This is a genomic window from Prevotella communis (genome assembly GCF_022024175.1).
Lineage (GTDB): Bacteria > Bacteroidota > Bacteroidia > Bacteroidales > Bacteroidaceae > Prevotella > Prevotella communis.
This window is the reverse complement of sequence record NZ_CP091794.1, coordinates 2,540,092-2,552,663: the sequence shown is the minus strand read 5'-3', so window position 1 is coordinate 2,552,663 and position 12,572 is coordinate 2,540,092. Positions and strand designations below refer to the sequence as shown.

Sequence of the window (12,572 nt, the reverse complement as noted above, 5' to 3'; positions counted from 1 at the left end):
AGTTTTTTCAAACATCATGGATATGAAAACAGGAATAGTTCTCTCATTGTTGCTGTCGTTCCTGATGGCAATAGGGGTAAGGGCAGAAGAGAAGTCTTCTTTGTTTGTCTTCCTGAAAGACGGCAGTAAGGTGCAGTTCTTCCTGCCTTCCCAGGATCCAACGGTCAAATATCAGAAAGGCGTGATGACCGTTTCCTATCGCGGCCTTGACGCCAGTGAACAGACGCTTGACTTTGAGCGTGATCAGGTGGACTACCTGAAAGTGGATAAGTCGGACCTGACAGTCATTGACGAAGTGAAGGGTGACGACTCCCGCATCCGCTTTGACCTGACTCGCAAGGGTGTTGTCGGCATCTGCGGATTGCAACAGACAGACCGCATCATGGTATGCAGTCTTGACGGCAAAAGCGTGGATGCTGCCATCAGTCGCCATGAGGGTGAGGCAACGATAGACCTGAGCCGTCAGCCGCGTGGTGTCTATCTGATAAGTGTGAACCAGCGTTTTACCTTTAAACTGATGAAGCCATGAAAAACGTGCTACTTTCTATTTTCGCCTTTGCGCTCAGCACGTCGGCTTCAGCGCAATTTGTCATTGTGGACGATGAACTGCCTGTATTGGCAAGCGATATCGATAAGATTACCTATGAGGAGAACGACCGTTTTTCGGAGTTATTGTTGCCTGCTTGCCTGGCCAATAATCCGAAGACGACAATATTCAGTCAGGCCCTGCAACTGACGGGACTGGCCGACACACTTCAGGTTTGGAATTACGATAATTACCATCGTGATGAGGAACTGTGCTTATATAAATATGCACCAGATTCAAAATATACATCACCTAGAAGAAAGGCTTGGTTTAATGAATACCGCTTCAGGATGTTCAATGTGTTTGTTGAGACTGATAGCGTGTATGCAGCTAAAGGTATCCATAATCTGGAACAGTTGAAGGCCTATGCTAAGCAAGTCTATGATGAGGCTTTTCCAGAGGATGTCTCTGTTAGTGATCCTACGGACCGACGTAACTCGTTGAATCGCTTTGTGTCATACCATATCCTAGGGAATGGTTGTTCAAATAAGTTTCTGACGGTTTGTAATGGTAAAAAATACGATGCTTTTTGGCTGGATACAGATATGGCAGATATGTCTGCTTGGTATGCAACCCTGATGCCGCATGCTGCTTTGAAATGCAGTTATCCAATGGGTGATAATAGCGGTCTGTTTATTAATCGCAGAGGACTAAAGGACGGACCTGATAAATATGGGAAGCTGGTTCGCGGCGTGATGATTCTTGCTGATGGAGAGCAAGGCTTAGATCACAAATGCTTCAATGGCTATTATTTCTATATTGACGATATCCTGGCTTACGACAAGACAGCGCGTGAGGAGGTTTTGGGCAGTGAGTTGTGGCGTGTGGACTTCAAAACCCTTTCACCTGATATCATGAATGATGTCGACATGATATGTGGTGATTTCGATCCATATGATTCAATGGGCGGTGGCCCGGATGAGTATCACGATCCCGGAATTGGTTGGGATCATGTTTATAAGTGGGATTGTATGGAGCATATCAAGGGTGACATAACAAAAGATAGCCAAGGATTAGTCGCCACCCGTGCCCGTATGTACTATTGTTATTGGCAGGGTGATGCGGCATTTGCTATTGGTGATTACGATATGACTATCAAGTTGCCACCATTGCCTGCAGGCGAATGGGAGGTGAGATTGGGAACCTATGTGGAATATGTGAATAGTGTTGCCAGAATTTATTTGAATGGAGAGATTGTGATGGACTCACTCCATATGTCGAAAGCAACGATTGATGAGCTTTCTGCGCAGTCCAAATGTATGAGGGGCCCTCGTGAGTGTACTTTTGGATTCAAATATCGTCTCTCTGATGACGCCAGTTCTGTGAGATACCCTCTTTGTCGTATAAAGAGTGATGGTAAAAGCGACAATTACTTGCGGATAGTGAACCTGACTGAAGCTTCTGATAACACGTCGGATGCTATGTTCGACTACTTTGAGTTTGTGCCTAAGTTCGTGTATGATAATCAGGAGATTCCTGAGGAATAAATATAAGGAGGAAACAAATGATGAAAACAAGGACGATACTTCTTATAATCGCTTTCATGGGCTGTTTCGCCGGTGCTGTGGCTCAGGATGTCACCACCTTGCACATGAAGGATGGAACAACCAAACGCTATTCGAATGGCGTTAAGGGAGCCACCTCTATCCAGTTCTTTGACTATGCTCCTGCGAAGACGTACGCACCTGATTATACATCGAAACACGAGAATAACTATGTGGCCGAGTGGAATGTGAACCAGGTATGTCAGATTGATGGAGAATATGTTGTAGGCCTGTTCTGGGAAGACAACGTGCCGTCTAATTTCAAAGCCAATCATGGTGTCCTCTTTGGCACGGCGCCAGGCCTGACATTGGATAATTGTCAGGAGAAAAAGTACGCCACGGATGCCCGTGTACAATACCGTTCTTCTTATGGTGATCTGTCTTATGTGATAAACGAACATACTCATTATATGTGGATTGGCAGTAAGATAAAAAAGTCTATGTGTATGAATATTGATGGAAGGAACTTTATATCGAGTGACACCATCGCCAACTTCATCCGTACCCCCTTGGAAATAGATCATACCTATTATTATCGTACTTTTTCCGAAGGTAAGGCTCTTGTGAATGGCGAGGAACAGACGGTAGTTTTCTATGGTGAAGAACGCAGCTTCCGTGTGCCTCGCATTATGGCCGATTTTGCATATTATCCCTATCCTTGTGCTACGGATAAGGCTCTGGCTGCCTTTGCTGCTGCCCATCTTCCTGATACGATTGCTGTTCCTACCTGGAAGCAGTGGGAACCATTATGGAATCTGTGGCGAGCTACGGACGAAGGTAAGAACTATGACCTTTCTGCTGATATCACCACCGAGAAATTTGATGATGGTACAGGCTATCGCCTCAATCGCATTCCGGATGAGTTCTATACGTGGATTGCCAATCGCGAAATCGTGATAGATCCGTTTGATGTGGCAGAGATAACAAGAGGTTTTGATAGTACTATTAAAGATTCCGTTAATATTGCGAATCCTAACTATATTGAGAATGTTGACGAGAAATGGGGCGTTCCTGGCGTAAAATATGTTCGCTTCGAGCCTGTCATATTTACCATGAATTACAGTGTTACTTATAGAAACGATGAGGTGGTGCCTGGTGTTCGCTATAAGCTTCAGTTAAACTTTGCGCCTGAAACAGAAGATGAGAGTGACGTTGCCCGTCTCCCAATGAAATTGAACGTTAGTACTGTCTTGGGAAATGAGATAACTCGAATCGTTCTTCCTGCTGAAAATGCAAAAGGAGACTTTACTGTTCCTGCTACAGAGACAACATCAGTTGTAGTAGATAATTTTTCTGTGAAGGCGGTAGGATTGAGCTTTCAAATTCTGACGCATGTTACAAATGCAGAAATAAGAAGAGGACAATTCAACAGGATCCTGCGTATCGCAGAGATGCGACTCACGCCTGTGCCGGACGAGTAGGGGAATGTTATTTCCCTAGGAACTTTTGTTCCAGATACTCGTTGAAACGGTCCTTGTAGAGGTCACCGATAGGCAGGTAGGTATCGGCATCCAGGATGACGCGGTTCTTGTTGACCTCCTGAATCTTCTGCAGATTCACGATATAGGAGCGGTGGATACGCATGAAAAGGGTGGGGGGCAGATAGTCCTCCATCTTTTTCATACTGAGCAGGGTGATAATGGGCTTCTGACCCTCCAGATGAATCTTCAGGTATTCACTCATGCCCTCTATATAACGGATATCGCTGATGGCGATGCGCACCACGCGGTAGTCGGTCTTCACGAAGATGGTACCGTCGGCCTGTACCGGACTGCTCTGCTTCTGCGGCGTCTCTTGATGACGCAGGTTGTACTGCTCCTGCACCTTCAGGGCTGCCCGCAGAAAATCGTTCATGCCGAAAGGCTTCAGCAGATAGTCCACGGCATTCACCTTATAGCCTTCCACGGCATATTCCGAGTAGGCCGTGGTGAAGACGATGAATGGGGGCGCAGCCAACTGGCGTACGAAATCCATACCGCTCAGGTCGGGCATGTTGATATCGCAGAAGATAGCATCCACCATCTCCTCCTCCATCAGTTTCTGAGCTTCCAGGGCACTATGGCACTGACCTGCCAATTCCAGGAATGGCACCTTATTTATATATGTCACTAATTGCTGCAGAGCCAGGGGCTCGTCATCGATAGCCAGAACTTTTATCATAGCGGTAATGTTAAGTTGACGGTATAGGTATTCTCTTCATCCCTGATATCCAGGTGATAGGTGCGGCCATAGATCAGTTCCAGGCGTCGCTTCGCGTTCTGCAAACCCAGTCCTCCGTGATGGTCCTCCCCCTGCGGCACCTTGCTGTTGCTGCATACAAAGTGCAACTGGTTATCAATAATCTGGATATTGATATGGATGAACGAATGCTGCTGATAGCTGACGCCATGCTTGAAGGCATTCTCCACGAAGGTGATCATCATCAGTGGCGGAATCTCACGGTCGGGAATCGCCTGAGGAATGTCTACGGTGATATCCACCTTCTTGTCGGCCACACGCATCCGCATCAGTTGGATATAATTATCCAGGAAGATAAGCTCCTGACGCAGGGGCACCTTCTGCTTAGACCCCTCATACAGCACGAAGCGCATAATCTTCGACAGTTCCACGATGGTCTCCTTGGCCTGCTCCGGGTCAATGTCCACCAGGGCATGGATATTATTGAGCGTGTTCATCAGGAAGTGCGGGTTGATCTGATATTTCAGGTATTCCAACTGCTGTTCCAGATTCTGACGCTCCAGCTTCCGCAGTCGTTCGCGGTCCTGCTTATGACGGAAATAATACTTCAGTCCCAGGTTCATGCCAATCATCAGTAGCAGGATGATGACAGTCACGATATCGTGGTCCCTGAACATGACAGGCGGCTTCGGACCGCGCATCTCTGGCATCTTCTCCGGATGAGGCCTGTGCATGTCACCTTCCATGAAAGGCATCTCTGGCGGCATGTCCCTATGAGGGAACCTGTCTTCCTGATGCATGCGCGGATGGCGGTGCCTGAGGTCGGGCTTTTCTATATATAATATGGTGATAAAAGCCGAGAGCAACAGGGTGAGCCCGATAGAGTAGAGTGCACGCTTATGACGGTAAATAATGAGCGGTGCCAACAGGAAATTATGAATCAGGAAGGCCGCAAACAGAATGAAATACTGTCTCCAGATATGCCACAGGTCGTTCCAGGGAAACGTCATATTGTCCTCGGAGTGGGCATATCCGATGTACGTGTTTAGCAGGGGCGCAACAAACAAGATGAGCCATAGTGCCAGGTAAACTAGTAGTTCTTTCTTATGCTTCTTTGTACTTCCTTTCATCTTCAGTGTGTTTTTGATGGTGCAAAGATAGTTAAAAAAGATGAATCGGGGTTAATTCGTTCAACGAATGCCCCGATTCTTTCAGTAAACCGGTTAAAGACCGATAGATTTCAGAGCCTTGTTGGCTGCGTCCTTCATCTCCTTGTTGGTCTTCTCGGCAGCCTCGTTCACCTTCTCGTTAGCCTTCTGGGTAGCCTCGTTCACCTTGCTGGCAGCCTGCTTCTTGGCAGCGTCAACCTGTGCGTCCACGGCTTCCTTCACGGCATCCTCGGCACCCTGCTTCACCTCCTCGGCTTTGTTGTTGATAGCCTGCTCCACAGAGTCCTTCAGGTTTTCTGCGGTATCCACCACGCTCTGACCGGCTGTCAGCACGTTGATAACAGCCTCTGCAGGAGCGTCAACCAGTGTGCTTACCAGTGTCTGGGCAGCGGCATCCTCGCCGACGATAGCCAGGATCTGCTCCTTGTTTGCGTTAACAAACTCCTGAACTTGAGCCACATAGGTCTTTGCGGCTTCAGGGTCATTTGCTGCCAGTTCGGCAATCTTTGCCTGAGCACCCTCAAGAGCGTTCTGCACACCTGCTGAGTCGCCGGCTTCAATCTGTGCTTTCAGTTCCTCGATGGTAGCATCGGTGTTGTCAGTTTTCGCATTTTCACTGCACGAAGCCAGACCCAGAGTCAGGGCAGCTACGGCTACAAAAAAAATCTTTTTCATATGAAATTGTATATATTATGGATTAAATATCATTCTTTTCTTCGGCAAAATTATGAAATTCTTCGGATATGTGCAAAAAAAATCAGATAATCCTTTGGCTTTATGTTTTTTTTTACTATTTTTGTCGCATCAAAAACCAATAACTATGATACAGCGTACAGTTAAAACCCGGGTGGTGGGAATAGGACTGAGCATAGATGAAACGGTTTATGCTATTGTCGATGTCAGAGGTAACATTATTGCCAAGGATACCTTTGCAACGACCGATTTTGTCAATGTCAACGATTTCGTCACTTACCTGAGTGAGAAGGTCGTAGAAATGATAGAGAACAACGGTGGCTATGAGTGCATCCGTTCGGTGGGAGTCAGCTCCCCCAGTGCCAATTTCCTGACGGGATGCATTGAGAATGCCCCCAATCTGCCCTGGAAGGGACAGATTCCTCTGGCTGCCATGCTGCAGGACCGTCTGGGCTTGGCAGTGGCATTGGGCAACGATGCCCATGTAAGGGCTCTGGGCGAGTATGTCTTTGGCAGTGCCCATGGTATGAAGGACTTCATTGTGGTCAATCTGGGCCATGGTGTAGGCAGCTGCATCTTCACAAAGGGTAAGGCGCACCTGGGCTCCGAGGGTTTTGCCGGCGAGATAGGCCACTCCTGCATAGAGCACAACGGACGCCTCTGCGGATGCGGCAATCATGGCTGTCTGGAGGCTTATGTAGGTGCTAAGGGCATCTTGCAGACGGCTCAGGAAATACTGGACAGCGACCCCCGTCCGTCGTTGATGCGCGACAGAAGGGATATGACGCCAGCAGATATCACGGCTTTTGCCGACGAGGGCGATGTGCTGGCACAGGAGGTGTACCGCCGTGCAGGCCATCAGCTGGGTATCGGTCTGGCCAACTATGCCTCTATCCTGAATCCGGAGGGTATCATCCTGGCGGGTGGCATCTCTCACGCTGGTCATTGGTTGCTGGATGCTGTAAATGATTCGTTTGAAGAGCATGTGTTCCATAATGTCAGAGGCAAGGTCAAACTGTTGTCCTCGAACCTGGATCAGGGCGAGCGTGATGTGCTGGGTGCCAGTGCCTTGGCTTGGGACGTGAAGGAATATTCGCTGTTCGTATAATGTATATTGAATGAACGTAGATAAGATAAAAGCTATTATTGATTCAAAGCCAAATCTAAGTACCGCCCTCGGGATGGAGTTTATCTCCACACCCGAGGGCGATACGTGTATGGCACGCATGAAGGTTGATGAGCGTAATCGTCAGCCTTTTGGTTTTCTGAGTGGTGGTGCTTCGCTGGCACTGGCCGAGAATGTGGCCGGTGTCGGCTCGTCGGCCCTCTGTCCCGGGTGCGCCTGCGTGGGCATCGAGGTCAGTGGCAGTCATGTGAAGGCAGTCGTCGAGGGCGACACCGTGACGGCTTATGCCCGTCTGTTGCATCAGGGCACCACGCTCCACGTATGGAATGTAGATATCAAGGACACGGCAGGCGACCTGATTTCCAATGTCCGTGTCACTAACTATGTGATGAAGCAGAAATGACGGGATTCGCTCTGTATAGATTGCCTTATGAAGGGCAGGTGACGCTTGTGGCACAGAAGGAGGGCGAACCCCTGGAACTGCCTTCTATCGCAGCGCTCAACGGGCAGACAGGTTTCGTGGTGGCTCCTTTTTCCATCAGTCCCAGCTGTCCCCTGGTGCTCATCCGTCCGGACGTCGTCCAGACGTTTCCCTCGTATCGTGAGTGTGTCTTCGTGGGCGCCGGCCTCTCGCAGGCCGTGGGGCGACCTCTCTCCAGTGGGGAAATGACGAGTCTTAATCGTGATACTTACGCCGATGACTTCCGCCGCTTCTTTGCCGGACTGTCCGACGGACGTTTCAGTAAGCTGGTGTTGAGCCGGTGTGCGGAGGTGCAGGCCGAAGAGGATGCCCAGCCCCTGACCCTTTTCCAGCGGGCTTGCGAGATGTATCCCCGTATGTTTATCTCACTGGTCTGTACGCCCCGGAGTGGCATGTGGCTCACGGCAACGCCCGAGATCCTGCTGGAGGGAATCGGCAACCAGTGGCGCACCATTGCGCTGGCCGGCACCATGAAACTGGAAGGCGACGACCTGTTGGGCGAGGGCGAGCACATGACGTGGAGCACGAAGAATATCCAGGAGCAGCGCTATGTGGCCACCTACTTGATGAACTGTCTGGAGCGTGTGGCCGACGATATCCATGAGGAGGGACCGCGCACCGTGCGTGCGGCCAACCTGGTGCATCTGCGCAGCGACTTCACCTTCACCTTGTCTGACAATGAGCGTGTGGGCGATGTGCTCCAGCTGCTGCATCCAACGCCCGCCGTCTGCGGACTGCCTAAGCAGGATGCCTACGACTTCATCCTCAGTAACGAGCATACGCCCCGCCTCTATTATAGTGGCTTCATGGGACCTCTCAACCTCAGACATCAGCCCTCAGACATCAGTCCTCAGACCTCAGCCCTCAGACTTCAGACCCACCTCTACGTATCCCTGCGCTGCATGCAAGTCACTGACACACAGTATCGTCTGTATGCCGGCGGTGGACTGCTGAAGGACAGTGTCGAGGAACAGGAATGGATGGAGACAGAGGCAAAGATGGAAACGATGCGCCGTGTTTTAAAGACACAGTAGGGCGTCCTACAAAAAGACCTCCAGTAGCAATGGGCGTTCGCTCTCTGTTGCGGTGAGCCAGTCGATGCCCTCCTGCATCTGTTGCATATCCTTTGCCTGACGATAGGTGACAGCGTTCTGCTGGCAGATACCTTCTGCGTTGGCGTGATGCTCCGCAGCCACGTATTTGTCGCGTGCAGGACTCTGTTCCAACCCTGGCAGCATGTTGAAGATGACACCCTTGCCATTGTTCATCAGGAGTATGCGCAGATTGCCTCGCAGGTTCTGATTCCACAGCGCATTCTGGTCATAGAAGAAACTCAGGTCGCCTATTACACAGAACACCTTGCCATCCGTGACACAAGAGAAACCTGCCGCTGTTGACAGTGAGCCCTCGATGCCATTCACGCCACGGTTACAATAGACGCGTGTCTTGGCGTAGGTATTTGCCAGTCGGATAGCCATGCTGTTGGCATAATGCACGATATTGCCTCCCCGCTGTTGCTCAAAGTATTTCACGACGGCCGCCTGTGAGTATGGTGGTTCGGTGGCCTCTGTCTGCTGACGAATCTGTGTCAGCAGTGCCTCCCATTTCTGTACGAAGGGGTGGGGCATCTCTTCCAGGTTGAAACGAATCAGGTCGGCTACCACCTCAGGGTCTGCCTGGACGACGTGCGTCAGGTTCATAAACGTATCCGTCACCTCGCCCTCGCGGTTCACCACCCATGTCTCCTTTGCCTTACGCAGGAAATGCTTCAGACGTTTGCTCACGATAGAGCCGCCCGCGTAAACCACGAAGTCGGGCACGTACTCCTCGTTGTCACCTATCTGCATCACGGCCTCGTCCATCAGCGGGTTCATCGGCTGACCGGCAATCAGCATGGGACGCTTGGCCTGCAGGAACATCCTGCAGACGTGTGTCAGCGTGATATTCGTGGCATCGGCAGGGGTGAAGTCTATCTTACGCTCCTGGGGGAGTGCTGGCGTGTCAAACCGGAACAGAGGTTCCGTAATGGGCACGTTGATATGTACGGGTGCATGTTTCTCTATCAGTGCCTCGTTAACCAGTCGGTTGCAGTACCAGCGGGTGTCCTCGTCGTGAGGTTCTGGCAGCGATACGGCTTTCTTGACGAAGCGTCCCAAGGCATCAGGCTGAGGCAGGGTCTGACCGTCGAGCTGGTCTATCCACTGCTGCGGACGGTCGGCACTGATGACCACTACTGGCTGATGCTGATAATAGGCTTCTGCTACGGCAGGTGCCAGGTTGAGCAGTGCCGTGCCACTGGTGACGCATACCACCACGGGCTCCTTTAATGCCTGCGTCATGCCCAGCGCATAGAAGCCTGCCGAGCGCTCATCCGTCACAGGATAGCACTGGATATCGGGGCACTCGTTCAGGTTGTGTACGATAGCCGCATTCCTACTGCCTGGACATACCACAGCATGATGTATGCCGTGAGCCACCAGTAAACTCGTCAGTATATTAACGTTCTCCTTGTTAGAATACATGTTGTCTAGTATTTGAAGCTTGACCCACCCACGAACTCTCGCATGATACTTGTGGGTGGTATTTCCTTGTCGCTCACTGGCAGGAAGAAGTGGATGAATTTCATCAGGCGGTGGGCCTCGGCATATTCAGGACAGTTCTTTGGTACGGAAGCTAAAATCAGTTCGGCATGGATGCGCAGCACGGCAAACTCAATGTTCAGCGCCGAGTTAAACATCACGTCGGCACTCTCCTGGAAGGGGAATATCCATTTGTCCTCAGCCTCGCACACGTTCTTCCACTGTGCTATCGTCTCCTGAGCCGTGAACGCCCCCTTGTTGTAGTCGCGTATGATGCGGCGCAGCAGTCGGTTGTCGCGCACCGGAATCCAGTTGTGGTCATCCAGCGAGATGCTCGTCAGGGCCGAGATATAGATCTTGTATTTCAGCGCGTCGGGAATCTTCTTCGTGAGCAGCGGGTTCAGGGCGTGGATGCCCTCGATGATCAGCACCGTGTCATTCGACAGCTTCAGCTTCTTACCGTTCCACTCGCGCTTACCCGTCACGAAGTTATACTCCGGTATCTCCACGCGCTCGCCCTGCATCAGTCGCAGCAGGTGGTCCTCCAGCAGTGAATACTCCACCGTCTCGATATTGTCGAAGTCATAGTCGCCATTGGGTAACTTTGGTGTGTCTACGCGGTTCACGAAATAATCGTCGGTCGAGAACGACACAGGACGCAGTCCGCAGGCCAGCAGTTGTACGCTCAGACGCTTGCAGAACGTGGTCTTTCCTGACGACGACGGACCCGTGATCAGCACTAGTTTTACAGGGTCTTTCTCGCGATGGAACCTTCGTTCTATCTCCTCTGCAATTTGTACAATCTTCTTCTCCTGCAAGGCCTCGCTGACCTGGATCAGTTCAGAGGCATGTCCGCGCATAATTGCCTTGTTCACATCGCCCGCATTGCTTAGTCGCATGATGATGTCCCAGCGGGTCTTCTCGGCAAACATCTCGAAGGTCTTGGGCTGCGCCACCTTCTCTGCCACCTGGTTGGGGTTGTTCCAGTCGGGCACGCGCAGCAGCAGTCCCTCCTCATATCGCTCCAGGTCCCACACCTTCAGGTATCCGGCCGAGGGCACCAGCGGACCGTAGTAGTAATCCACCGTATCGCCCAGCGTGTAGTAGTCTGAATAGATCTGTCCGCTCGTCTCCAGCAGCTTTACCTTGTCTGAGAACCCGCGATCCTGGAACACGCGGATAGCCTCCTCGGTGGTGGCCTCCGTGCGACGGAAGGGCATGTCCATGTCGATGATTTCCTGCATCCGCTGCTTGATCTGCACCACGTCCTCGTCGGTCAGCACACTGCCGTCCTTCTTCTTGAAGTTGCAGTAGTAGCCCCTGCAGAGCGAGTGCTCAATGAATAGTTTCGAGGCGGGAAACACGTCCTGCGTGGCTTTGTAGAGCACAAAACTCAGCGAGCGCACATACACGCGGTGTCCGCTGCCCTCGCGAGCATCCAGAAACTCCACGTCACGATTCTGGTACAGACGGAATTTCAGTCCCTGTGAGGCATTATTCACTTTTGCCGACACCACGGGGTAGGGCAGTTTAATTTCATCAGCAAACTCCTGATAGACGTCGAGCAGGGATGTTCCTTCTGGGAAACTCTTCGTTACATTATTGTTCTTGCAGCGGATTTGAAGCATAGTATTTTGGTTATTTCGGTGCAAAGATAACGAAAAAGAGTAATTTACGCAAATTTTTGTTGTCGATTTAAAAATAAGTTGTATCTTTGTGGCGTGCCTGGTCACGTATTATGTTTAATCTTTTTACCCTTGTCAATTTCGGGGCTCTAGAGTGCCTTCGTGCTTCCAAACTTCCTCGTGCACTAGGAAAATTTTTCTCGCTAGTTAGGGCGCAATATTTATCCCTCATTGACGATGCAAAGGTACTCATAAAAAATGAGATAGAAGAGTAATCTTTGTCAAAAAACAAGAAAAGGTTATATGTGTGCTTATCATGACTAAGCGCGTTACAGTGTTACAGATTACAGTTAGGTTTTAAAGCTATAAATTTGGCTAAATTGAAGGTACTATTATATATAATATATATATATTATATAATAGTAAATAGTATTTACATTTTTTTTGACCATTTTTGGGGGTGTATGTAGTTGAGATTTAACTGTAATCTGTAACAACTGTAACGCAAGACAATAAAAAAAATAAGTGACCCGTATTTTTTTTCGTTTTCCTTTTGCATTTCGCTCGCTTATTCGTACCTTTGACTGACGT

Annotated in this window: 11 protein-coding genes; 6 read left to right on the top strand and 5 right to left on the bottom strand. The window is 50.1% G+C overall.

Annotation, left to right across the window (positions count from 1 at the left end):
- The first annotated feature begins 22 nt into the window (after positions 1-22).
- The 3 genes from L6466_RS10430 to L6466_RS10420 are packed head-to-tail and all read left to right on the top strand — an operon-like array spanning position 23 to position 3,551.
- Positions 23-529 (top strand): hypothetical protein, encoded by a 507-nt coding sequence (locus tag L6466_RS10430; RefSeq protein WP_237812937.1) that lies wholly within the window; start codon positions 23-25, stop codon positions 527-529.
- Positions 526-2,073: a hypothetical protein gene (locus L6466_RS10425; RefSeq protein ID WP_237812936.1), complete on the top strand. Its 1,548-nt coding sequence runs from the start codon at positions 526-528 to the stop codon at positions 2,071-2,073. Before L6466_RS10430 ends, L6466_RS10425 begins: the two co-directional genes overlap by 4 nt.
- Before the next feature lie 17 nt (positions 2,074-2,090).
- Positions 2,091-3,551, top strand: a complete 1,461-nt coding sequence (locus L6466_RS10420; protein ID WP_237812935.1) for a hypothetical protein — start codon at positions 2,091-2,093, stop codon at positions 3,549-3,551.
- Positions 3,552-3,558: 7 nt separating this feature from the next.
- On the opposite strand, the gene L6466_RS10415 is transcribed toward L6466_RS10420, so the two are convergent.
- The 3 genes from L6466_RS10415 to L6466_RS10405 form a co-directional block, all read right to left on the bottom strand.
- Positions 3,559-4,290: a LytR/AlgR family response regulator transcription factor gene (locus L6466_RS10415; protein WP_237812934.1), complete on the bottom strand. Its 732-nt coding sequence runs from the start codon at positions 4,288-4,290 to the stop codon at positions 3,559-3,561.
- On the bottom strand, positions 4,287-5,438 hold the full coding sequence (locus L6466_RS10410) for a sensor histidine kinase (RefSeq protein ID WP_237812933.1): 1,152 nt from the start codon (positions 5,436-5,438) through the stop codon (positions 4,287-4,289). Before L6466_RS10410 ends, L6466_RS10415 begins: the two co-directional genes overlap by 4 nt.
- Positions 5,439-5,531: 93 nt before the next feature.
- Complete coding sequence (locus tag L6466_RS10405) at positions 5,532-6,152, bottom strand: hypothetical protein (RefSeq protein ID WP_237795414.1); 621 nt, start codon at positions 6,150-6,152, stop codon at positions 5,532-5,534.
- A gap of 145 nt (positions 6,153-6,297) precedes the next feature.
- Between L6466_RS10405 and L6466_RS10400 the strand changes: the two genes are divergently transcribed.
- From L6466_RS10400 to L6466_RS10390, 3 genes are read left to right on the top strand one after another with little or no spacing between them, the layout of a single operon-like run.
- On the top strand, positions 6,298-7,278 hold the full coding sequence (locus L6466_RS10400) for an ROK family protein (RefSeq protein ID WP_091814808.1): 981 nt from the start codon (positions 6,298-6,300) through the stop codon (positions 7,276-7,278).
- 10 nt (positions 7,279-7,288) lie between these two features.
- Positions 7,289-7,699 (top strand): PaaI family thioesterase, encoded by a 411-nt coding sequence (locus L6466_RS10395; protein WP_091814805.1) that lies wholly within the window; start codon positions 7,289-7,291, stop codon positions 7,697-7,699.
- Positions 7,696-8,811 carry a chorismate-binding protein gene (locus L6466_RS10390; RefSeq protein WP_237812932.1) on the top strand — a complete coding sequence of 372 codons (1,116 nt, stop codon included), beginning with the start codon at positions 7,696-7,698 and terminating at the stop codon, positions 8,809-8,811. Before L6466_RS10395 ends, L6466_RS10390 begins: the two co-directional genes overlap by 4 nt.
- 6 nt (positions 8,812-8,817) lie before the next feature.
- Here the strand turns inward: L6466_RS10390 and menD are convergent, their stop codons facing one another.
- Positions 8,818-10,299 carry a 2-succinyl-5-enolpyruvyl-6-hydroxy-3-cyclohexene-1-carboxylate synthase gene (gene menD, locus L6466_RS10385; protein ID WP_237812930.1) on the bottom strand — a complete coding sequence of 494 codons (1,482 nt, stop codon included), beginning with the start codon at positions 10,297-10,299 and terminating at the stop codon, positions 8,818-8,820.
- A 5-nt stretch (positions 10,300-10,304) separates the two neighbouring features.
- Positions 10,305-11,984 (bottom strand): nucleoside kinase, encoded by a 1,680-nt coding sequence (locus tag L6466_RS10380; protein WP_237812928.1) that lies wholly within the window; start codon positions 11,982-11,984, stop codon positions 10,305-10,307.
- Positions 11,985-12,572 lie beyond the last annotated feature (588 nt).